22 protein-coding genes are annotated in these 20,214 nt (G+C 69.1%); 7 read left to right on the plus strand and 15 right to left on the minus strand.

What is annotated here, in order from left to right; translation table 11 throughout:
* From nuoK to WDJ57_RS06110, 3 genes are read right to left on the minus strand one after another with little or no spacing between them, the layout of a single operon-like run.
* Entirely contained in the window at window positions 1-306 is a 306-nt protein-coding gene (gene nuoK, locus WDJ57_RS06100; RefSeq protein WP_338904808.1) for an NADH-quinone oxidoreductase subunit NuoK, read from the minus strand.
* Window positions 307-603: a hypothetical protein gene (locus WDJ57_RS06105; RefSeq protein WP_338904810.1), complete on the minus strand. Its 297-nt coding sequence runs from the start codon at window positions 601-603 to the stop codon at window positions 307-309.
* Window positions 600-881, minus strand: a complete 282-nt coding sequence (locus WDJ57_RS06110) for an NADH-quinone oxidoreductase subunit J (protein ID WP_338906258.1) — start codon at window positions 879-881, stop codon at window positions 600-602. Before WDJ57_RS06110 ends, WDJ57_RS06105 begins: the two co-directional genes overlap by 4 nt.
* Window positions 882-1,063: 182 nt before the next feature.
* Here WDJ57_RS06110 and WDJ57_RS06115 point away from each other — a divergent pair, with 182 nt between their 5' ends.
* A complete protein-coding gene (locus tag WDJ57_RS06115) occupies window positions 1,064-2,149 on the plus strand; it encodes a geranylgeranyl reductase family protein (RefSeq protein WP_338904812.1) in 1,086 nt (361 codons plus the stop codon).
* Between the two features lie 173 nt (window positions 2,150-2,322).
* Window positions 2,323-2,742 (plus strand): hypothetical protein, encoded by a 420-nt coding sequence (locus tag WDJ57_RS06120; protein ID WP_338904814.1) that lies wholly within the window; start codon window positions 2,323-2,325, stop codon window positions 2,740-2,742.
* Here WDJ57_RS06120 and WDJ57_RS06125 read toward each other — a convergent pair.
* From WDJ57_RS06125 to mutS, 10 genes are all read right to left on the minus strand, one after another.
* On the minus strand, window positions 2,739-3,815 hold the full coding sequence (locus tag WDJ57_RS06125; RefSeq protein ID WP_338904816.1) for an aminomethyltransferase family protein: 1,077 nt from the start codon (window positions 3,813-3,815) through the stop codon (window positions 2,739-2,741). The two genes, WDJ57_RS06120 and WDJ57_RS06125, sit on opposite strands and share 4 nt — an antisense overlap.
* A 44-nt stretch (window positions 3,816-3,859) precedes the next feature.
* Window positions 3,860-5,080: a PGF-CTERM sorting domain-containing protein gene (locus tag WDJ57_RS06130; protein ID WP_338904818.1), complete on the minus strand. Its 1,221-nt coding sequence runs from the start codon at window positions 5,078-5,080 to the stop codon at window positions 3,860-3,862.
* Window positions 5,081-5,122: 42 nt separating this feature from the next.
* Entirely contained in the window at window positions 5,123-6,091 is a 969-nt protein-coding gene (locus WDJ57_RS06135; RefSeq protein ID WP_338904819.1) for a PfkB family carbohydrate kinase, read from the minus strand.
* Between the two features lie 372 nt (window positions 6,092-6,463).
* Window positions 6,464-8,470 (minus strand): DNA mismatch repair endonuclease MutL, encoded by a 2,007-nt coding sequence (mutL, locus tag WDJ57_RS06140; protein WP_338904820.1) that lies wholly within the window; start codon window positions 8,468-8,470, stop codon window positions 6,464-6,466.
* A 59-nt stretch (window positions 8,471-8,529) separates the two neighbouring features.
* Window positions 8,530-9,135 (minus strand): DUF4397 domain-containing protein, encoded by a 606-nt coding sequence (locus tag WDJ57_RS06145; protein ID WP_338904822.1) that lies wholly within the window; start codon window positions 9,133-9,135, stop codon window positions 8,530-8,532.
* A gap of 281 nt (window positions 9,136-9,416) precedes the next feature.
* On the minus strand, window positions 9,417-9,554 hold the full coding sequence (locus WDJ57_RS06150) for a hypothetical protein (protein ID WP_338904824.1): 138 nt from the start codon (window positions 9,552-9,554) through the stop codon (window positions 9,417-9,419).
* Window positions 9,555-9,680: 126 nt separating this feature from the next.
* Window positions 9,681-9,923 carry a hypothetical protein gene (locus WDJ57_RS06155; RefSeq protein WP_338904826.1) on the minus strand — a complete coding sequence of 81 codons (243 nt, stop codon included), beginning with the start codon at window positions 9,921-9,923 and terminating at the stop codon, window positions 9,681-9,683.
* A 167-nt stretch (window positions 9,924-10,090) separates the two neighbouring features.
* Window positions 10,091-10,999, minus strand: a complete 909-nt coding sequence (locus tag WDJ57_RS06160) for an EamA family transporter (RefSeq protein ID WP_338904827.1) — start codon at window positions 10,997-10,999, stop codon at window positions 10,091-10,093.
* 211 nt (window positions 11,000-11,210) lie between these two features.
* Window positions 11,211-11,378, minus strand: a complete 168-nt coding sequence (locus WDJ57_RS06165; protein ID WP_338904829.1) for a hypothetical protein — start codon at window positions 11,376-11,378, stop codon at window positions 11,211-11,213.
* A gap of 115 nt (window positions 11,379-11,493) precedes the next feature.
* On the minus strand, window positions 11,494-14,181 hold the full coding sequence (gene mutS, locus WDJ57_RS06170; RefSeq protein ID WP_338904831.1) for a DNA mismatch repair protein MutS: 2,688 nt from the start codon (window positions 14,179-14,181) through the stop codon (window positions 11,494-11,496).
* Window positions 14,182-14,302: 121 nt separating this feature from the next.
* Between mutS and WDJ57_RS06175 the strand changes: the two genes are divergently transcribed.
* The 4 genes from WDJ57_RS06175 to WDJ57_RS06190 all read left to right on the plus strand — a co-directional run bounded on the left by WDJ57_RS06175 (window position 14,303) and on the right by WDJ57_RS06190 (window position 17,727).
* Window positions 14,303-14,680, plus strand: coding sequence for a hypothetical protein (locus WDJ57_RS06175; RefSeq protein WP_338904833.1), 378 nt, complete (start codon window positions 14,303-14,305; stop codon window positions 14,678-14,680).
* 109 nt (window positions 14,681-14,789) lie between these two features.
* Complete coding sequence (locus tag WDJ57_RS06180; RefSeq protein ID WP_338904835.1) at window positions 14,790-15,188, plus strand: ArsR/SmtB family transcription factor; 399 nt, start codon at window positions 14,790-14,792, stop codon at window positions 15,186-15,188.
* Window positions 15,188-15,610, plus strand: a complete 423-nt coding sequence (locus WDJ57_RS06185; protein WP_338904836.1) for a low molecular weight phosphatase family protein — start codon at window positions 15,188-15,190, stop codon at window positions 15,608-15,610. Before WDJ57_RS06180 ends, WDJ57_RS06185 begins: the two co-directional genes overlap by 1 nt.
* Window positions 15,611-15,696: 86 nt before the next feature.
* On the plus strand, window positions 15,697-17,727 hold the full coding sequence (locus WDJ57_RS06190; protein ID WP_338904838.1) for a PGF-CTERM sorting domain-containing protein: 2,031 nt from the start codon (window positions 15,697-15,699) through the stop codon (window positions 17,725-17,727).
* Here the strand turns inward: WDJ57_RS06190 and thiD are convergent.
* Window positions 17,701-19,047 carry a bifunctional hydroxymethylpyrimidine kinase/phosphomethylpyrimidine kinase gene (thiD, locus tag WDJ57_RS06195; RefSeq protein ID WP_338904840.1) on the minus strand — a complete coding sequence of 449 codons (1,347 nt, stop codon included), beginning with the start codon at window positions 19,045-19,047 and terminating at the stop codon, window positions 17,701-17,703. The two genes, WDJ57_RS06190 and thiD, sit on opposite strands and share 27 nt — an antisense overlap.
* A gap of 252 nt (window positions 19,048-19,299) precedes the next feature.
* Here thiD and WDJ57_RS06200 point away from each other — a divergent pair, with 252 nt between their 5' ends.
* Window positions 19,300-19,437, plus strand: a complete 138-nt coding sequence (locus WDJ57_RS06200; RefSeq protein ID WP_338904842.1) for a DUF7331 family protein — start codon at window positions 19,300-19,302, stop codon at window positions 19,435-19,437.
* 4 nt (window positions 19,438-19,441) lie between these two features.
* Here the strand turns inward: WDJ57_RS06200 and WDJ57_RS06205 are convergent, their stop codons facing one another.
* Window positions 19,442-20,209: a hypothetical protein gene (locus WDJ57_RS06205; protein WP_338904844.1), complete on the minus strand. Its 768-nt coding sequence runs from the start codon at window positions 20,207-20,209 to the stop codon at window positions 19,442-19,444.
* Between the last annotated feature and the right edge of the window lie 5 nt (window positions 20,210-20,214).

Here is a 20,214-nt window from a genome sequence, read left to right on the forward strand (position 1 = left end):
TTACCACCTCATTGTAGCTGCTTCGGTCACGTCGATGTCGTCGAAGTTGCGATACAGCACGAGGATGATGCCGATGCCGATGGCGACCTCCGCGGCGGCCAGCGCCATCGTGAACAGGCTGAAGACCTGGCCGGAGAGGTTGCCGTAGTAGTGGGAGAAGGCGACGAGGTTGATGTTGCCCGCGTTGAGCATCAACTCGACGCTCATCAGGAACATCAGGGCGTTCCGGCGGATGAGGATACCGAAGAGGCCGATGCAGAACACCAGCGCGGAGAGCAGGAGGTAGAACTGGACCGAGACGGCCATCTACTCGTCACCCCCCTCGCGTTTTGCCAGCAACAGCGCGCCGTCCAGCGCCGCGTCCAGCGCGATGGCGATGAGGATGAGCGCGACGAGGAAACTCTCGGGAACGAGCCCGGCGTCGGTGATGCCGAGCAGCGCGTTTCCGATGCCGGCGACGATGCTCTCGCCCGCCGGGAAGCCCTCTGCCACGCCGAACTCCGCGGTCACGAACACCGTCGCCATGACGACGAACAGCGCGAACGCGGCGAGACCCGGGATGGTACTCCGGTCGAAGTCGATGGGACGCGGTCTGGTCGTCATGCGGCCACCTCCTCGGTGTCCTCGCGGGTGAGCATCACGGCGAACGTGATGAGGATGAGGACCCCGCCGACGTACACTAGAATCTGCATCGCGGCGATGAACTCGGCCTGCAACATCACGTAGTGGACTGCGACGCTCAGGAGTGCGACTCCCAGCAACAGCGCCGAGTGCCAGATGTCTCGGACGAGCACGACGCCGACGCTGCTCCCCACGGTCACCATGGCGAACAGCGCGAATGCGATCCCCTCTAACGAGAATAACGCGCCTATGCTAGCCATCATTGTGTTGACTTCCATGGGGCGTGCTTTTGAAGATTCCTTTTTTGGCTCGGGAATCGACGGGGTCAACCCCCCGGTTTCCACACGGACCATTGAACCCACCCTTGATATGCAGGGTCAAAGGCCACAGGTACCGAGCACTAACCGTGACGGATTTGTCCGTGCGCGCGACACGTCGTGGTATGCACGACTTCGTCGTCGTGGGCGCGGGGCCTGCAGGCTCGCGGTTTGCGCGGCGTGCGGCCGCGGCGGGTCACGACGTCATCGCCTTCGAGCAGGGGACGGTCGGCGAGCCCCTGGCATGCTCGGGACACGTGAGCACGGATATCTGGCATTTCACGCCCGATGGGGCCCGCGACGACTTGCTGCAAAACGAGGTCTACGGCGCGCGCTTTCACCTCGGCGGCGCGGACTCCCGCGCCTACGAGTTCTACAAGGACGAGGTGGTCTCAAACGTCATCGACCGCGTCGGTCTCGACCGGACGCTCGCCGACGCCGCGCGCGAGGCTGGCGCGGACCTGCGTGAGGGACACACCGTCGTCGGGGTGGCGGAACACCGCGACCACGTCAGCGTCGAGGTGCGCGGACCCGACGGTGTCGAGACGCACCGCGGGAAGATGGTCGCCGGCTGTGACGGGCCGCGCTCGCGCGTCCGGCGGGAACTCGGCCTGCCAGACCCCGACGAACTCCTCCACGGGGTGCTGGGGTTCGACGAAGCGGCCGACCACCAGGACTTCGTGGACGTGCACCTGACCGTCCCGGGTTTCTTCGCGTGGCGCATCCCGCGCGGCGAGGCCGGCGTCGAGTACGGCCTCGGGATGGCCGCCGACAGCGAGGACGTCCGTGCGCGCTTCGACGACCTGGTGGCGGACTACGGGGCCGACGTGTCCCGCCGCTGCTCGGGACTCATCCCAATCGGCCCGCCGAAGCGCGTGACTGGTCGGCGCTCGTTCCTCGTCGGCGACGCCGCGGCACAGACCAAGCCGTTCACCGGCGGTGGCATCCGCTACGGCATGACCGCCGCCGACCACGCGGCCCGCGAAATCGACCCCGACGACCCCGGGACGCTCGGCGACTACGAGCGTGCCTGGCGCGGAGACCTGCGGACGGACATCCGACTGGGCGCGCTCGTCCGCGCCGGCTACTCGCTGCCGAGACCGCTCCAGCGTGCCGGGATGGCCGCCTTCGAAGGGGAAATTGGCGTCCACATGGACCGGCCGACGACGCTGTTCTCGCGGGACCAGCTGCGGGCGATGCTCTCGCGGTAGGCGAACAGGCGACACGACTGCTCCTGGCGGCGGTGTGTCGCGCTCCGGCTCGTCGCCGCCAGGCAAAACTCAGCGCACACGGCGTCTGGTCGCGGTTTCGGACATAAATCTCCGGACAGATGCGCGGTCCCAGTGGCCGCAGTTTCAAGCACTGCGGGCGCGACGGTAGTCGCATGGCTACGCTGACGCTCGCCGACTGCCGGGACGAAATCGAACGGCTCCACGAGTTCTTCGTCGCGTGGTACACCGGCGAAACCGGGGACTTCGAACCGATGGCCGCGGCTATCGGGTCCGACTTCGAGATGGTCAGTCCAGACGGCGACCGCATCGGCCAGGAGGCAGTGCTAGAGATGGTTCGGGAGACGCACGACGCCTACGACCCCGGCGAGTTCGATATCGACATCCGGAACGTCGAGATGGTCGACGCGGGAGACGGGTACGCCGTCCCCAGGTACGAGGAGTGGCAGACGACGCCCGAGGGGGAGAACGGCCGGCTCAGCACGGCGCTGTTTCACACCGACACCGAGGCACCAGCAGGTCTCTCCTGGGTCACCGTCCACGAAACCTGGGTGGAACGGGAAGACGAGAACTAATACTGCGGAATCCGCTCGGAACGGTCGGACCCCTCGGAGAACGGCAGCTTCGCGAGACTCGCAAGGCGCTCCTCGCCGTCGACGCGAACGGCCAGGTCGCCCCCGGTCCCGAAGTCGACGAGTGCGAGCGCGATGGGTTCGCCAAGGTCCGGACTCTCGACGGCACGGGTGACCTCGCCGACGGCCTCGTCGCCGGCGAAGACCGCCGCACCGCGCTCTGGGACCGCCTCCGTCGTGAGCCCGACCAGCTGTGAACTCGGCTGCCCGCGGTTCTCGACGCGGGAGACGACTTCCTGGCCGACGAAACACCCCTTCTCGAAGTCGACGGCGTTGCGGAGGCCGAGTACGTTGGGAATCTCGCCGTCCAGTTCCGACTCGAACAGGGGGGTGCCAGCCTCCAGCGTCAGCGTCTCCCAGGTCCGGTAGCCGAAGGGGACGGCGTTGAGCCCGCGGTTCTCCAGCGTGTCGAACACGTCCTCGGCGGCCGCCGCGGCGCAGATAACCTCGTAGCCCTCCTCGCCGGCCGGCGCGTCGGTACGGACGACGGTCACGCCGGCGTCGCCCATCGACCCGCGGACAAAGGAGAGGTGCTGGTCGGGCGTCTGCTCGTTGAAGACGCTGGCTATCTTCTCCGTCGCCTTGGGACCGTGGACGCCGAAGACGCCGAAGTCGGTGGTCGCGACGTCGATGTCCACGTCCTGGATGAAGGTCTTCTCGCGCCACTCCGCGGCGAGGCCCTCGGCCTCGCCCGGCGGCGTGAACACGAGGAGGCGCTCGCCGGCGTTGTAGACGTACATGTCCGTCTCGATGTGGCCCTGGGGGTCCAGCAGGAGTGCGTACACGCCCTCGCCGTCGGTCTGCGGGACGCGGTTGGAGACGGCGTTGTCCACGTACTCGACGCGGTCGTCGCCCTCGACCGTCAGGACGCCGTAGGCGTATTCGAGGAAGCCGACGCCCTTGCGGACGGCCCGGTGGACGCGCGCTGGCTTGCCGTAGTGGTCGACCACCTCGCGCCCGCCGCGCTCGACGTACGTTGCACCGTGTTCGTCGTGGATGTCGGCGAGAACGGTCATACCAGTGAAAAGCGGTCGGTCGCGGTTAAGTCTCCCGCACTCAGTTACCGACGACGGGCGAGCAGCAGCGTCCCGGCGAGGGCGACCAGCGCGGCCGCGATGCCGAACCCGGGACCGTCTTCACCCGGCGTCGGGGTTGCGGTCGTTTCGGTCGCCGTCACAGTCGCGGTCACCGTCGGCGTGGCCTCCTGCGCCGGCTGGACCCCCTCGACGACCGTCGACGCGCTGAGTCCGTTCGTCTCCACGGTGATGCTCGTGCTACCGGTCGACTCGATGGGGACGGTTGCCTGGCCGTTCGCGTTGGTCTCGCCGACCGTCGACCCGTTGACGCTGACGGTGGCCCCGGAGACCCGCTCGCCGTACTCGTCGGTGACGGTCACCGACGTCGACTCGCCGACGACGACGCGGTCGTTGACCGCGGTGACGCTGATTGCCTCGGTCCGCCGGATGGAGACGTTCAGCGACGCCGCCTCCTCGTCGACTTCGAGCGACCGCGTCACGCTGTCGTAGCCGTCCTTGCTCACCGTGACGGTGTAGTCCCGGTTGACCGGAACGCTCGTCGACGCGAACCCGTTGGTGAGCGTCGGCAGCGAGGCACCGCCCTGGATGTTGACAGTGGCGTTCTCGATGGGACGCGGCGTGGCGAACGTGTCGTCGGTCACTCTGAACTCCACCGGGACGCTGTCACGGCGAATCTGGACGGTCTTGTTGTTCGTCCCGGGACCGACGGTGATGTCCGTGGTGTTGGTCACGTAGCCGGCCTTCAGGACTTGCAGCCCGTATGCCCCCTGCTCGACGGGGTCCGTCGTCGACATCCCGTCGGCTCCCGTCTGCCTGGTGTCGACGTAGCGAGGCCCGCGGAAGAGCCAGACCCTCGCGTTCTCGACCGGTCCGTTCGCGTCCTCGACCGCGATAGTCGCCGTTCCCGACCGCGCGACCGAGACCTCGACAGACTCCTCCGTGACGTTCTCGACAGTGTACGGGAAGTTCCGCAGGTAGGTGTCGTCCTCTATCTGAATCTGGACGTCGGCCCCCTCGGGGACAGCAAAGCCGGCCTGGCCGTTCGGGAGTGTCGTGTCCGTGGTCGACATCCCGTCGCCCCACGTCGCGTTGACAGTAATGCCGCCGAGGCGTTCACCATCGGAGTCGACGACGGTGACCGTCAGTGCGACGTCCTCCTGGGCGGCGACGCCCCCGATTGCACCGGGCGCGAGCGCGGCAACGACGAGTACTGTCGTCGCGACAGATACCAGTAACCGTGACATATGCGACACCTCGGGAAGCGGTCTTAAATCTCTAACGGCACCTTACCTGGACGAGTCGACTGCCTCGTCGACAGTCCGCTCGATTTCCGCCCGGTTAGCTGTCATGAACGGTCCGGGGATGGTCCGGGCCAGCGTCGCCGCAGCCACCCCGTAGCTCAGCGCCTCCGGGAGGTCCGCGCCATCACAGAGCCGCGCCAGGAACCCGCCCGAGAACGCCCCGCGCTGTCCGGACTCGTCGACCGGCTCCAGTTCGGCCGCCTCGCGCTCGTGAACGACGTTCGTCCCCGGCGTGTCTTCGAGCGCGACCGCGCTGCTGGTGTTGCTCGTTATGACTACGGTATCCAGTTCGTACTCGGCCGCAATCGAGTTGGCCAGCTCGCGGGGCTTCCCGGACCGGTCGAACACCGTCCTGACGTGTGCCTCGTCCCCGATGAGCACCTCGACGTGTTCGAGCAGCGTCAGCAGCGTCTCCCGCAGCGACTCCGGCGGCCGCAGTCCCGGCTGGTAATCGACGGTTACCGCCGTCGTCGGACCGCTGCCATGGGCCGCCCGCAGCATCGCCTGGACCGTCGCTTCGGCGTTGCGAGACAGGCCCGCCGTACTCAGCCCCGAGAAGACGACGTCGGCCCCCTGGACGACGTCCATCGGCACGTCGCTGGGCTCCGCAGTTGCCGCCGCAGTCCCGTCGCGGTCGTGCCACCGCTGCGGGTCTCGCGGCGGGTGCCCCGCCTCCCGGAAGACCAGTCCCTGGCGGCCCTCACCCTCGCCGGCCCAGGTGATGGACGTCTCGATGCCGTGGCGTTCGAGTTCACCCACGACCCGGCGGCTGGGAGCCGTCGCGGGGAGTTTGGATATCCACGTGCTCGCCGTCCCGAGTTGACTCGCCGCGACGGCCGCGTTGCTCTCGATGCCGTCCGCGTAAACTGTCGTCTCGCGGGCCGTTTCGAGGCGCTCTTTCCCCGGCGGCGAGAACTGGAGGGGCGTCTCGCCAAACGTCACGAGTTCTGTCATACGCTGGCAATCAGCAGGGAGGGGCTTAAGTCTCCACTTTTTGCTACGTCCCACTTTTTGTTGCGTCGGGTCTCGCACTCGCGCCGGCTCACGGCGGCAAAGCCGCCGTTCACATCTCCGAGCCGCTCCCGGTGGTCGCGTCTCGCTTCGCTCGCGTGGAGGCTCCTCGCGCTCGGTAGAGCGCTCGGAGGGTTCTCGTGAGTGACCGCAGGGAACGAACGAGGGCACGTCAGATCGAAGCTCTGACGGTGAACCGGCGGCTCCGCCGCCGGATGCTCGTGGCAGGCCTGCCTTTCCCCGGGTTGCGCGGGTCGCATAGCGACCACGCGCTTCCCGGCCGCCGCAGTGCCGTTGCCAATCCCCTCGTTCCGCTCACCCGCCGTGCCCCGGATAGTCCCGCTCGAACCGGTTCTCCAGTTCCTCGTCGTCCAGTTCCACCACCACCGGGCGGCCGTGCGGGCAGGCGTAGGGATTCTCGCAGTCGTCCAGCCTGTCCAGCAGGTCCACCACCGACCCCTCCGTCAGCGACGTGTTGCCGGTAATCGAGGGGTAACAGGCCATGTCGGCGAGCAGTTCGTCCACCGCGGCGTCGACCGTCTCCGCGGCCGCCGCGTCGCCGCCGACGAACTCGCCGAGCACGTCCCGCACGATGTCCGGCCCGGCCGTCTCGGCGACCAGCGACGGGACCGAGCGCACCTCGACGGTCCGGTCGTCGACGCGCTGTGCCTGGAACCCGAGACGTGCGAGCGCGTCACCGTGGCTCTCGAACAGTTCGGCCTCGCGGGCGGTCAGTTCCAGCCGGACCGGGTCCGCAAGCGCCTGCGTCGTCGTCTCGCCCTCGAACTCCCCGCGGAGGCGCTCGTAGTTGATGCGCTCGTCGGCGGCGTGCTGGTCGACCAGCACCAGCCCGTCCCCGGTCTCGGCCACGATGTAGGTATCCCTGAACTGCCCGAGCACGCGCATCGGCGGGAGGCTGTCGAACGTCCGCTCGTCCGGGTCGCCGTCGGCGTCGCCGAGGCGCGCCTGGTCGTGGGCCCCGTCGAACTTCCGCCCGTCCCCCGCGGCGCGCTGGCGTCGATTCCGTCGGCCGTCGTCGACCGACGCCGCCGCTCCAGTCGAACCGCTCCCGCGGGCGTCCGATGTGCCACTCGAACGACCGGCCGACGCGCCAGTCGACGAGCGCGAGGAGGAGGAGGAGGAGGACGAGGACTGACTGGACCGGCGCGTGTCGGTGTCGGACCGCGCGGTGTCAGCATCGGCAGTATCGCTGGGAGCGTCGGCCCCGCCTCCGCCGTCCCCGCTCCCGTCGTCTCCGGGCCGAATCGTCGCCTCGTCGGCGGCGGACCGCCCGCGGGGTGCCGAGGAGCGAATCAACCCCTCAGCGAGCAGCGTCTCCTCGATGGTCGTCCGAATCTGGTCGCGGACCGCCTCGTCGTCGGCGAAGCGCACGTCGAGTTTCCGGGGGTGGACGTTCACGTCGACGGTGCCGGGGTCGACTGCGAGGTCCACGACGGCGAAGGGGTAGCGGTCGCTGGCGAGTTGCGAGCCGTAGGCCTCGACGACGGCCTCTCGGACCGTCGACGCGGTGACGTAGCGGCCGTTGACGAACGTCGAGAGGTAATCGCGCGAGGCGCGGTTCGTCTCCGGGTGGCTGACCAGCCCCGAGACGCCGTCGAGCGGACCGTCGGGGGTGGCGTCAGTGTCGACGGGGAGCATCGACCGTGCGACCTCGCGGCCGTAGACCGACATCACGGTCGCCTGCCGGTCGCCCTGGCCGGTGGTGGCGAACGTCTCCCGCCCGTCGTGAGACAGCGAGACGGCCACGTCCGGATTCGCGAGGGCGTAGTTCGTGACGACGGTATTGACGTGGGCGAACTCCGTCGACTCCTGCTTGAGGTACTTCCGGCGGGCGGGGACGTTGTAGAACAGGTCCTCCACCTCGACGGTGGTCCCGGTCGGACAGCCCGCGGGGCTCACGTCGGTCACCTCGCCGCCCTCGACGGTGAGTTCCGTCCCCGAACCGCCGTCGCGCGGCCGGGAGGTGACGGTGAGCCGCGAGACGGCCCCGATGGCGTGCAGCGCCTCGCCCCGGAACCCGAGCGTGCCGACGCCCCCCTCCAGGTCGGCGATGTCGGCTATCTTGCTCGTCGTGTGTTTCTCGACGGCGCGGCGGAGTTCCGCCTCGGTCATGCCGATGCCGTCGTCGGTGACCCGGATACCGTCGGTCCCGCCGGCGGTGACGGCGACCTGCACCCGGCCGGCGTCGGCGTCCAGACTGTTCTCGACCAGTTCCTTGACGACGCTGGCGGGCCGCTCGACCACCTCCCCCGCGGCGATGCGCTCGACGGTCTTCGCGTCGAGTTCCCGGATGTTCGTCATTGCCCCACCGTTGCACGGGCACCCTCAAATGTCCACGCAAAAAAATTCGCGCGCGTTCGTCAGTCGTCGGCCGCCAGTTCCGCGACGGTGTCCTCGACCAGCAACGCGTCGAGGGAACCGTCCTCGACCAGTCCGACGGCGATGGCGCTGTAGGCGGCCCCGCCGCTGAACTCGATGCCGTCCAGCGACAGCGCCGGCTCGCGGTTGCCGGTCGGAATCACGTCGAGGTCGTAGCTGCCGGCGTCGACCTGCTCGTAGTCGCTCGCGCTCCGGAACTGCTGGCGTTTGAACAGGTCCGGGCCGTCCCGGACGCTGATGCCGACGCGCGGGGCGTCCGGCGACGCGTGGATGAACCTGACGTGTGCCTTGCCAGTGGGGACGTCTCCGGGGTCGTCCACGAAGACGGTGGCTTCGATGTCGTCGAGCATCCCCGTCGCCAGCGCCGTATACCGGGTGTCCTCGTCGAGCGAGGCGTTCAGTTCGATGACCGTGTCTGTGCTCCCGGCCGGCTTGATGCGCACCATGTGCTCGCCCGGGGCGAGGCTGGTGTAGTCCGAGAGGTCGCGGAAGCCGACGTCCTCGAACGCCGTCTCGCCGTCGACCTGGATGTCGACGTTCGGTGCGTCGGGACTGCAGTGACCGATTCGTATCATTGGGTCTGTCATAGAGTCTTCCTCCACCGGACGGGAAGGAGCAGACCTGTTTTGTTATAGAGCCAGTATCTCGCAGACGGCAGCGGTAGGCACGGGGGAGAGTCGGGACCGGAGTGGTTACCAGCAGCAGACGCCACACAACCCGGACCTACTGTCCACTCGCGACAGGAACCCCGCAGAGAACCGCCAACAATCCGTAGCCACTCCCGACTGTCGAACGACAACATGGTGACTGCGTCGGCGACGACGCCGAGGCCGCGTCGCCGCTGGCGTCCCGGGACCGGGCGGGTAGATTACCTGTGTCCGTCCTCGCGCATCCGCTCCCACCTGCGGTCGATTGCGGACTTCAGGCTGTCGGCGGCCTCGCCCGTGGAACCGATGATGCGGTCCTCGTCGGTAATCGCGGTGGTGCCGGTGGTCTGACTGTCCATACGCCGGGTACAGCGAGGCCCGGTAAGAATGTCAGTCAGACGCGCGACGGACGCCTGCCAGGGCTCGAACGAGGGTAAGTAACTGGACTGGCCCGGCGAGAGGGGCCTGCGGGCCGGAGTTCGCCGTTATCCGGGATAGCCCGACGCGTCGCCGACGTACTCCGGTGTCAGCGCTCCCCACCGGAACAGGTGTTGGCGGTTGCAGCGGTCACAGAGGTACGCTGCCAGTTTATCGTCGGTCCACTCCGGGACGGTCGACTCCGTCGCGACGACGTGGTCGTGGTTCGGGCACTCCATCTCCACGACGTGGTCGTGCTCGGAGACGAACCACGGGGTGCGGTCGAAGACGCTGCGGAGGGTCTCAATCATGGGTTGGGCTTCCGAAGGTGAACTGAGTCGCGTTCACGTTCGCGGCTGGTGGTCTGTCCGGGGTCGTTCACGGCTACGTTCTAAACTTGTAGCTGCACAAACTTTAGCGACTCGGCAGTGTCAACGTCCCGAGAACGGGCCGTTCGCTCCACGGGTCCCCGCGAGCGCTACAGGGGAAGCAGGTCCGGGCCGGTGATGAGGACCACCCCCATGATGACCAGAACCGCGCCGAGGACGAGCCGGCGAGTGACGCGCTCGACGCGACGGAGGAAGATGAACGTAAAGAGGATGGCAAACAGCGACGTCGGCGACGAGAGGGGGTCCACGATGACGACGCGCCCGCGCGACAGCGCCTCGAAGAGCGCGAGCAGCGCGAAGGCGTTCAACAGCGCCGACCCCGCGAAGTACGCGTAGGCCCGGCGGGGTGCCGCGAGCGCGTCCCGGACGTCGTCGACGCCCGGATTGCGGACGACCAGGAACCCGAAAAGGCCGACGAGGCCGGCCGTCTCGTTCAGCGCCGCCCCTTCGAGCGGGGTAATGGCCGAATTGGTGAACGCGAAGCGGCGGGCGACGCTGCCCGCACCGAAGGCGACGGCGGCCGTGAGCGGGAAGGCGAGCTGGTGGAGGTCCCACCCCGAGATGTCGCCGCCCTCGGAGAACGCCAGGGTGATGAGACCCGCGACGACGACGAGGATGCCCAGCCCCATCTGCGGCGTCACCGTCTCGCCGAGGACGACGACGGCCAGGACCGACGCCCAGACGGGGCGGGTGTTGATGCCGGCACTGTTGATGCTGGAGCCGAGGCGCTTGACGCCGCCGAAGGCCAGCACCCGCGCCACGGCGGTGGCGACGAGCCCGGTCACCACGAACAGGGCGACGACCCACGTCGCGTTCGCGAACACGTCCGCACCGCGGCCGACGACGGCGAGCCAGTACGTGGTGGCGCTGATGGTGACGACGGTGAGCGCCACCTGGTACGGTTCGCCGCCCGCCTCCATCCCGAGTTTCGACAGTGGCGACCCGGCACCCCAGCCAGCGGCCGCCAGCAGCGCGAGTCCGACGGTCGACACGTCCATCAGGTGGGCTGATTCGGGGGTACTGGAAAAAGGTTGCTGGAGTTCGGCAGCCGCGACGGCGACAGGGTGGTGGCGTCAGCGCCGCCGTCCGGCCCGCGCGATGCGACTGGAGACAGGGGGCGACGAACCGACGGCCTCCGAACGGGACGGTCCCACCGTCCACCACACCACCCAGATGCGTGGCGGTAGTACGGGCCAGCAAGCCTCTCTGTCACTCGCTGAACTCGTAGACGACGGGCGTCCCACCACACCGCGGGCACTCCTCGATGTCGGTGCCCAGATTCTCGCCGCAGTCGCGGCACTCGCGGTGAACCTCTATCTCCTCCTTGCTCCCCATGCTGGACGAGGTGAACAACGGCAGTGGGGGGTTGAACCGCATGTCAGCGTTTCACACGTATTGACTGGGAAGTATTTTCGCACTGGTCACGGTCGATTTTGCCTCGAACCGGGTCGGCTGGTGCACTTGGCGCGGGGTCGACCGGGGCTACCCCGGGTCACTCGTCGGCGACCTGTTCCTGCCACTCCTGGACCGTCGCCATGAGTTCGACCGGCGGCGTCTCGTTGACGTCGAGGTCCCGGAGTTCGTCGAGGACCGCCGCCGTTTCCGGGTCCAGCGGCGGGTCCGCGCTCCCGTCGGTGGCGACGCGCTCGTCGCCCCCGTCGCTGTCCGTCGTGAACTCGCCGGAGCCGAGGTCGAACCGGACCTGCGTCGTGCCGTCGCTCCCGCCGTCGCCGCCACGGACCTCGATTGCCTTGTCCTCCCGCAGACGTTCGAGCACGTCCCGGGAGCGGTCGACGACCGGGTCGGGGACGCCGGCGAGGTCGGCGACGTGGATGCCGTAGGAGCGGTCCGTCGGCCCGTCGCGGATGGTCCGGAGGAACGTCACCTCGCCGTCGGACTCGTCGGCCGCGACGTGGACGTTCTCGACGCTCGGGAGTTCCTCGCCCAGCGTCGTCAGTTCGTGGTAGTGCGTCGCAAAGAGCGTCTTGGCCCGAATCCGGTTGACGATGTACTCCGTCGCCGCCCAGGCGATGGAGATGCCGTCGTAGGTGGCCGTCCCCCGCCCCACCTCGTCGAGGATGACCAGCGAGTCCTCTGTCGCGGAGTGGAGGATGTTCGAGAGTTCCTGCATCTCGACCATGAACGTCGACCGGCCCTGCGCGAGCTCGTCGAGCGCGCCGACGCGCGTGTAGATGCCGTCGACCAGGCCGACGCGGGCGCGGCGGGCGGGGACGAAGCTCCCGACCTGCGCCAGCAGCGTGATGAGCGCCGCCTGGCGCATGTACGTCGACTTCCCGCTCATGTTCGGGCCGGTCACGATGAGGAACTGCCGGTCGGCACGCGTCTGGTCCGGCGGCGAAGCCGTCCCGCCCATCCGGAGGTCGTTGGGCACGAAGTCGGTCGTCTGCTCGACGACCGGGTGCCGGCCGGCCTCGATGTCGAGGTCCTGCCCGTCGGTGAGTTCCGGCCGCGTCCAGTCGTTGCGCACGGCGTGGGCGGCGAGCGCGGAGAGCGTGTCTGCCTCTGCGAGCGCGCGCCCGACCGACTGCAGCAGTTCTGCCCGGGCAGCGACCCGGTCGCGCAACTCCTCGAACAGTGCCCGCTCCAGGTCGTGGCGGCGCTCCTCCAGACGCAACACGTCCCGCTCGCGCTCGTCGAGTTCCGGCGTCGTGTAGCGCTCGGAGTTTTTCAGCGTCTTTATCTGCTCGTACTCCTCGGGGACGGCGTCGGTCTCGCTCTGGCCGACCTGGATGTAGTAGCCGTCGGTCTTGTTGCGGTCGACCGAGAGGTGCGTGATGCCGGTCCGGCGCTTCTCGCGGTCCGGCAGCGTCTCCAGCCACTCCAGGGCCGCCTCGTGGTCCCCGATTATCTCGTCCAGGTCATCGTCGTAGCCCTCGCTGATGAGTCCGCCTTGCGTGACCGTCCCCGGCGGGTCCGCCACGAGCGCCTCGTCGAGTTCGGCGGCGAGGTCGGCCACCGCGTCGTGGTCCGGCCGGTCGAGCACGTCGGCAAGTGCGGAATCGGCGAGGCGGTCGGTCTCGGAAACGAGCTGTGCCGCCTCGGGAAGCAGCGCCATCGTCTCCGCGGCCGCCCGGAGGTCCCGTGCGTCGGCACTACCCGAGGCCGCCCGCGAAGCGAGCCGTTCGAGGTCGTACGCACCCCCGAGCAGGTCCCGGAGTTCCTCGCGGGCCATCGCCGCCTCGGTCAGCGCTGCCACCGCGGACTGGCGCCGTTCCAGTTCGCCCCGCGACTGGCGGGGGCGCTGGAGCCACTCCCGGAGCAACCGCGACCCCGCGCTCGTGACGGTGTGGTCGACGGTATCCAGCAGCGACCCCGACCGGGCGCCCTGCATCGTCTCGGTGAGTTCGAGATTGCGCTGCGTCGTCGCGTCGAGTTCGACGTGGTTGCCGGAGCCGTGGGCCTGCAGCCGGGTCATCGACGCCAGCACGCCCGCGCCGGTCTCCTCGACGTAGGACAGCACCGCGCCGGCGGCGCGGACGGCAGCCTCCTTCCCCTCGATGCCGACGCTCTCCAGCGTCTCTTTGCCGAACTGCTCGCGGACGCGGTGGCGGGCCCGGCCCGGTGCGAACGCCTCGGTGGTGTGCAGCGTCAGCATCGCGTCGGTCCGCTCGCGCAGGCGGTCGAGCAGTTCGTCGTCGGTCCGCACGTCGGGACCGGGCAGAATCTCGACCGGGGCGAAGCGGTAGAGGTCCGAGAGCAGGCGGTCGCGGGCGTCCGGGCCGGCGAGTTCGGTGACGTGGAACTGGCCGGTCGTCACGTCGGCGAAGGCGAGACCGTAGGCGTCCCCGTCGTGGACGACGGCGGCCATGTACTGGGCCTCGGCGTCGGTCGTCTCCAGCAGGGTTCCCGGCGAGACGACGCGGGTGATATCGCGGGCGTGGCCGTCGTCGGTCTCGTACTGGTCGGCGACGGCGACGCGGTAGCCCCGCTCGACCAGCGCGGAGACGTAGGGCGTAAGGTCGTCGACGGGCACGCCGGCCATCGGGTACGAGGAGCCGTGGGAGGACTTCTGGCTCACCTTCAGGTCGAGTTCGTCGGCGACCAGTTCCGCGTCGTCGCCGAAGAACTCGTAGAAGTCCCCGCACTGCATCGTCAGCACGTCAGCGTCGGTCTCCTCCTTCAGCGCGAAGAACTCCCCGACGATACCCTCGGCAGTCATACCTCCCCCTGCGTGCGTGCCCGGCTAAAACGCTGTGGGTGCGGGGCGGAAGTGGTCGACTACAATCGCTGGTTGAGTCACGACAGGGCACTTTTTAATGGGGCCTGTAGCGACGGGTGCAATGGTACGGAAAGCATTACCGCTCCTGATGGCCCTCGCCGTGTCGCTGGTGGCTGTCGGCGGCGCTGCCGCCGCCGGCGGGACCGCGATACAGACGAACGACTCCTCCTCCGACGGACAGATGGGTATCTGCGTCGTCGGTGCCGACTCGCCGTGTAACGACGAGTCCACCGACGGCGACGACACCCCGCCGACGCACCCCACGCCGGCGAACGGCAGCGACGAACTCGGTGAGGGTGACGACAGCGACGAGAACCAGATGTGGATTCCGGAAGACCAGAACCGCGACGGTGAAATCGACGAGCGGTTCCTCGGCGGCGGCCTCTCCGACCTCGCCCGCCTGGGCGACCAGCTGCTGCCGGCAATCGTCCCGTTCTGAGAGACACTCCCGTTTCGTCCCCCTGTTTTCAGTCGACTGGCGAGCGAGTGTCGTCGTGACACACCGACCACCGAAACGAACATATGAACAGTCGTTCAATCGTCTGTCGATGAGCGAGACGCGCCAACGGCTCCAGCGCCTCCTGACCGAAGAACTGGGGGAGTGCTGCGACAGCGACGTACAGGACAGACTGGACGAACTCGACCGGCTTCGCGACGACGCCTTCACCGACGGCCTGGCCCGGGACCGGGCGGCGCTGTCGACGCTGGGCGACGAGACGCGCTACCGCCTGGCCCGCCTGCTCGACACGGCCGACGGGAGCCTGTGCGTCTGCGAACTCGAACCGCTGGTGGACGTCAGCGAGAGCGCTGTGAGCCACGCGCTGACGGACCTCGTCGACGCCGGCCTGGCGACCCGCGAGAAGGAGGGGCGGTGGCGCTACTACGCCGCGACCGAACGCGCGTCTGCCGTGCTCACCGCGATGGACGAGACGCGGGGGGTGGCCTGATGCGCGTCGCCTTCGTCTGCGTCCAGAACGCCGGCCGCTCGCAGATGTCGACCGCCTTCGCCGAGCAGGAACGGGCCGAGCGCGGCCTGGAAGACGAGGTGGAAATCCTCACCGGCGGCACCCACCCCGCCGACGAGGTCCACGACGTGGTCGTCGCGGCGATGGCCGAACTGGACATCGACCTCTCGGACCGGACGCCCCGCGAGATATCGACCGCGGAACTGAACGCGTGTGACGTTGTGGCGACGATGGGCTGCTCGACGCTGGACCTCGACGCGGACACCGACGTGCGCGACTGGGACCTGCCCGACCCCGACGGGGAGCCGATGGAGGAAGTCCGCGAGATTCGTGCCGAGATTCGCGACCGGGTCAGCGGTGTCTTCGACGAGATAGCGGCCGAACTGCCCGAGCGCGCGGACTGAATCACGAGCGCGGCCCGGCCGTCGTCGTCGCCCGGCCGTCGTCGTGGCCCCAGCAGTTATCTGCGCGCCCTCGAAAGTAGGGGCAGATGACGCGCCGGGACCTGCGGAGTCTGCTGGTCTGCGTGCTTCTCGTCGGGACGCTCGCCGCCGTCGGTGTCGGCGCGGCGACACAGCCGGCCGACCGGTCGTCAGCGATCGACGCCGGGACGGAACAGGTCGAATCCGACGGTCCGACAATCGAGATTCGAACGGAGTACCGGCTGACTCCCGACCGGCCAGGCCACGTCGAGGTCCAGTGGCGGTTCGAGGTCCCGGAGAACGTCGTCAGGCTCAACACCTCGCTGTTCCCCGAGGCCAGCAAGCCCGTCGCCGACGGGTTCGAGCGGCAGCCAGACGGCACCTACGTCTGGCGCGAAGCCGAGCAGTCGACGCGGACGCCGACGCTGACGTTCTCGGTGGCGGTCAACAGGACCGAGCGGCGAGTCGGCCCCATCGGGACCGGCGGGCGGTTCACCTTCGTCGACGCCGGGGAGTGGGCGCTGTTCCGGCAGCGACCCTCGCCGAGTATCGGGTACAGTTATCGAGACGGGACGGAGAACCCTGCCACGGAGTGGACCAGCGGGACGGGCGGTCCGGGCGTCGTCGGCTCCTCGATGGTCTTTCTCGGCCCCCACGAGTCGGTCCGGCGGGACGCTCACGGCCAGACCTTCCGGCTGGTCGTCCCCGACGCCGCGACGCTGGACGAGGAGCGCGCGGACGTCTTCGCCTCGGTGACCGACGCCGCCGACCGGCTCCGGGTCGGTGACCGCGACGAGTCGGTGCTGATGATTGCCGCGCCACGTAGCGTCCCCTGGGCGGTGCGGGGCATCCAGACCGGGGACCGGGACTTCTACGTCGTCGCAAACGAGACCGTGGACCGCCCGGACAACGTCTGGGTGCACGAATACGTCCACACCCGGCAGTCCTTCCGGAACACCGACGCCACGGCGTGGTTCTACGAGGGCGGCGCGGAGTACTACGCCGCGCTCGCGACGCTCGAACAGGACAGAATCGACTTCGAGGCGTTCCAGCGGTACCTCGGCCGCGGCGCAAGCTGGCGCTACGACGACGTGACCCTCGCTGACCCTGCATCCTGGCACGACGGCGCAGAGTACCTGAAGGGCGGACTCGTCGTCGGCACCCTCGACAGACGACTGCGACTGGCGACCGACAGCCGGGAGACCTTCCAGTCGGTGTTCCAGGGCATCAACCGCGACGCCGACGCGGTGACGCAGGACGAGTTCCTGGCCCTCGTCGGGTCTGCGGGCGGCGACGGGGCCCGGGACATCGCCCGGCGGTACACGGCGACGACGGCGGGGCCGTCGGTCTGGTCGGGACGCGAACACCAGCGGGCCTTCGGGTCACTCCCCGCACGGTTCAGCTACACCTTCCCCGAGTCCGGCAGCGATGGTCTCCGCGTCGCCGGGCCGTACCGCAACGGGACGGTCGGCGACGTCGAACTCGTCCGGGGCGAGCGCCTCGTCGCAGACGTCGGCGTGGCGAACGTCGGCGGCACGGCCGGGACCTACGACCTGCTGGTGACCCGCGAGGGCGACCCTGTCGCGGCCCGCTCGGGGGACCTCGACGCGGGAGCGAACGCGACAGAGACCGTCGGCGTCGCCTTCCCGGGGCCCGGCACGTACCGGCTCTCCACCGGCGAGGACGCGCTGACGGTGCGGGTGCGCGAACCGGCGGCGCTCTCGGTCACCGGCCTCTCCGCGAACCGGACGACGGTCGAGGCGGGCGGGACGGTCCGGCTCACCGCGACTGTCGAGAATCAGTTCGCCCGCCCGGGGGCCGCGACGGTCACCATCCGACGGGGAGAGTCCGAACTGGAAAGCGAGCGCGTGCGACTGGCGGGCAACGCGGCGACGACGGTCACCGCGACGGCGACGCTGGACGAAGCGGGGACCTACGAGTTCACCGCCGGGAACGTCTCGACGACGGTGAGCGTCGGCGGTGACGGAACGACCGACGGCAGCAACGGTACACCGGGGGCGGGCGGGCCCGGCTTCGGCGTCCTCGTGGCCCTGGCCGCGCTCGGACTCGCCTCACTCCTCGCTCGCCGCGTCGAGTAGCGTGATGGTCCGGTCGGCGAGCGCCGCCGAGTCCGCCGCGAGCAGCGTAACCGTCCCGACCCGTCCCGTGCCGCCGCGGTCCACGACTGCGACGGGTCGGTCGCCGGACGCGTCGAGCGCCTCGCGAATCGCCTGCTCGGTCGGGGCGTCGGCCCCGTCGGTGGCTTCGCACTCGGCGACGGCACCGTCGAGAGCGTCGAGCGCGCCCTCGGTGTCGGCGTCCAGCCGGCAGTTGACCGCGAACTGGAGTTCGGCGTCGAACTCGCGGGCCGCCAGCAGCGTGCGCGCGACGGTCGTCGACGCGCCGAAGCGGACGCCGCGGTTGGGTGCCACGCCGTCGAGCGTCCGCGTAATCTTGCCCTCGACCGCGGCGCACTCCGTCGGGACCTCGGCGTAGGGGGTCGCACCGACGACGTTCATCCCCACGTCGGGGACCAGCGGTGAGACGTCGCGTGTGACGAACTGGTCGACGAGTTCGGCGACCCGCTCGACGGTGGGCTGGTGCTCCGCGCGGTCCCGGACGGCGACCATGTGGTGGACCGCCCCCGGCCCCTCGCCCACGTCGAGGTTGTACCGGACGGCGCGGGCCAGCAGGTCGATTCCGGTCCGGACCGCGGTCGAAAGGTCGTCGCCGTGAGCCAGTCGGGTCGCGATGGCCGAGGAGAGCGTACACCCGGACCCGTGGGTTGCCTCTGTGTCGACCCGCGGATGGCGGACGCTCTCGACGCTGTCCGCGGTGACGAGTACGTCCACCACGTCGTCGCCGGGGACGTGTCCGCCCTTGACGAGCGCGGCGTCGGCACCCATCTCGACGAGTGCCTCGCCGGCCTGCTGTGCGCTGGCGCTGTCGGTCACCTCGATGTCCGTCAGCACCTCTGCCTCGTCGGTGTTGGGCGTGACCAGCGTCGACGCGGCGACGAGGTCCTCGTAGGCGGCCTCCGCCTCGGGTTCGAGCAGGCGGTCGCCGGACGTGGCGACCATCACCGGGTCGACGACGGCGGGCGCGTCGGTCGCGGCGACCTTCTCGCGGACGAGGTCGATGACCTCGCCGGTCGCGAGCATCCCCGTCTTGACGGCGGCGACGTCGAAGTCCGAGAGGACGGCCTCGGCCTGGGCCTCGATCTCCTCGACGGGGAGGACGTGCGTGCTCTCGACCCCGGTCGTGTTCTGTGCGGTGACGCTCGTGACGACGCTGGTACCGAAGGCACCCCCGGCCTCCATCGTCTTGAGGTCGGCCTGGATGCCTGCGCCACCGCCGGAGTCGCTCCCCGCGACGGTGAGAACGACCGGCGGCGCTACCGGTGCAGGGTTCCGTGTCATACCCGGTGGTACCAGGCGCTCGTACATAGAAATGGCCATGTCCCGGACGGTCGCTGCCGGCGTGCGGGCGGCAGTGCCTCCGAACGCGATGGCGAAAGAAGAACTCGGTATAGATGGGTACCTACGTACCGACATACTAGGACCTAGAGTGAATTACCACCCATTCATTTCCCTTTCTGACTTAGTACGAAACATTTATCCACTAATTTGCTCGAACAGTGTGGTATCGGGCCGGAACGGCCCGGAGAACACATGAAATCTGAGACCGACACGACGGACGACGAGCGGTACGGGGCCATCGAGACGGGCGACGGGGACGTCGTCATCTACGACCGGACGAACGAGACAGCCTGGCTCCAGTCCGACACGGCCGTCGCCGTCGGCGAGTAGCCACCTACGACGCCCTGATTTTCGCGGCCACGACGCCGCCCAGCCCGCCGAAGACGACGGCGTAGCCGGTGCCGAAGACCAGCGCCCGCCAGAGCACCGGCCGGGCGGTGATAGTCCCCGACGCCACGACGAGGTTGACAGTCGCCGAGAACGCGAGCAGGAGTGTCGCGACGGCGACGCAGGGCAGATACCCGGCGAGGACCAGCCCGCCAGTGACGGCGCCCTCGCGCATCGAAGACACCGGCCCGGAGCGGGCGAGCCACCAGCCGGCAGCGGCGAGGCAGAGCGGCGGAATCAGGTAGTACAGCGGCGGCGTCAGCGGAATCTCGACGGCCTTGCCGGCGAGGGTGAGCACGTCGACCGTTCCCGACGCCGACACTCCCAGACCCGATGCGGTCCCGGAGAGCGGGACGCCCTGGGCGCTGAAGAAGGTCCAGCCGACCGAGCGCAGCGCCAGCGCCAGTTCGCCGCCGCTGGAGGCGACGACCTGCCGGCCACCGACGCCGACCGCCTGGTCGATAATCGTCGAGACGAGGTTGCCGGACCTCGAGTCGTTCCCGAGCGACAGCGCCCGCATCTCGACGAGGAAGGCGACCGCGGTCAGGAGGTACCCGACGACGAAGGCGGTCACGCCGGCGGCGACAGCCCGTCGCATGGAGCGGCGTTGCCACACGGGCGTCCCGCCGCCGAGACGCGACGCGACACCCGCGGACGAACCGTCGGGGGAGTCGGCCATCGTGGGGCGGTCGGTCCCGTCGGGCTGGGAGTCCATCAAAT

Origin of the sequence: Salinibaculum sp. SYNS191 (genome assembly GCF_037338445.1) — an archaeon.
Taxonomy (GTDB): domain Archaea; phylum Halobacteriota; class Halobacteria; order Halobacteriales; family Haloarculaceae; genus Salinibaculum; species Salinibaculum marinum.

What these genes read in the sequence shown, in the direction of transcription:
- WDJ57_RS06145 (WP_338904822.1), bottom strand. Translation starts at nt 9,135, where the DNA reads ATGACAGACCCAATGATACGAATCGGTCACTGCAGTCCCGACGCACCG.
- WDJ57_RS06175 (WP_338904833.1), top strand. Translation starts at nt 14,303, where the DNA reads ATGGTACGGAAAGCATTACCGCTCCTGATGGCCCTCGCCGTGTCGCTG.
- WDJ57_RS06115 (WP_338904812.1), top strand. Translation starts at nt 1,064, where the DNA reads ATGCACGACTTCGTCGTCGTGGGCGCGGGGCCTGCAGGCTCGCGGTTT.
- WDJ57_RS06185 (WP_338904836.1), top strand. Translation starts at nt 15,188, where the DNA reads ATGCGCGTCGCCTTCGTCTGCGTCCAGAACGCCGGCCGCTCGCAGATG.
- WDJ57_RS06180 (WP_338904835.1), top strand. Translation starts at nt 14,790, where the DNA reads ATGAGCGAGACGCGCCAACGGCTCCAGCGCCTCCTGACCGAAGAACTG.
- thiD (WP_338904840.1), bottom strand. Translation starts at nt 19,047, where the DNA reads ATGACACGGAACCCTGCACCGGTAGCGCCGCCGGTCGTTCTCACCGTC.
- WDJ57_RS06190 (WP_338904838.1), top strand. Translation starts at nt 15,697, where the DNA reads ATGACGCGCCGGGACCTGCGGAGTCTGCTGGTCTGCGTGCTTCTCGTC.
- WDJ57_RS06165 (WP_338904829.1), bottom strand. Translation starts at nt 11,378, where the DNA reads ATGCGGTTCAACCCCCCACTGCCGTTGTTCACCTCGTCCAGCATGGGG.
- nuoK (WP_338904808.1), bottom strand. Translation starts at nt 306, where the DNA reads ATGGCCGTCTCGGTCCAGTTCTACCTCCTGCTCTCCGCGCTGGTGTTC.
- WDJ57_RS06205 (WP_338904844.1), bottom strand. Translation starts at nt 20,209, where the DNA reads ATGGACTCCCAGCCCGACGGGACCGACCGCCCCACGATGGCCGACTCC.
- WDJ57_RS06110 (WP_338906258.1), bottom strand. Translation starts at nt 881, where the DNA reads ATGGCTAGCATAGGCGCGTTATTCTCGTTAGAGGGGATCGCATTCGCG.
- WDJ57_RS06125 (WP_338904816.1), bottom strand. Translation starts at nt 3,815, where the DNA reads ATGACCGTTCTCGCCGACATCCACGACGAACACGGTGCAACGTACGTC.
- WDJ57_RS06155 (WP_338904826.1), bottom strand. Translation starts at nt 9,923, where the DNA reads ATGATTGAGACCCTCCGCAGCGTCTTCGACCGCACCCCGTGGTTCGTC.
- WDJ57_RS06130 (WP_338904818.1), bottom strand. Translation starts at nt 5,080, where the DNA reads ATGTCACGGTTACTGGTATCTGTCGCGACGACAGTACTCGTCGTTGCC.
- WDJ57_RS06150 (WP_338904824.1), bottom strand. Translation starts at nt 9,554, where the DNA reads ATGGACAGTCAGACCACCGGCACCACCGCGATTACCGACGAGGACCGC.
- mutS (WP_338904831.1), bottom strand. Translation starts at nt 14,181, where the DNA reads ATGACTGCCGAGGGTATCGTCGGGGAGTTCTTCGCGCTGAAGGAGGAG.
- WDJ57_RS06105 (WP_338904810.1), bottom strand. Translation starts at nt 603, where the DNA reads ATGACGACCAGACCGCGTCCCATCGACTTCGACCGGAGTACCATCCCG.
- mutL (WP_338904820.1), bottom strand. Translation starts at nt 8,470, where the DNA reads ATGACGAACATCCGGGAACTCGACGCGAAGACCGTCGAGCGCATCGCC.
- WDJ57_RS06160 (WP_338904827.1), bottom strand. Translation starts at nt 10,999, where the DNA reads ATGGACGTGTCGACCGTCGGACTCGCGCTGCTGGCGGCCGCTGGCTGG.
- WDJ57_RS06200 (WP_338904842.1), top strand. Translation starts at nt 19,300, where the DNA reads ATGAAATCTGAGACCGACACGACGGACGACGAGCGGTACGGGGCCATC.
- WDJ57_RS06135 (WP_338904819.1), bottom strand. Translation starts at nt 6,091, where the DNA reads ATGACAGAACTCGTGACGTTTGGCGAGACGCCCCTCCAGTTCTCGCCG.
- WDJ57_RS06120 (WP_338904814.1), top strand. Translation starts at nt 2,323, where the DNA reads ATGGCTACGCTGACGCTCGCCGACTGCCGGGACGAAATCGAACGGCTC.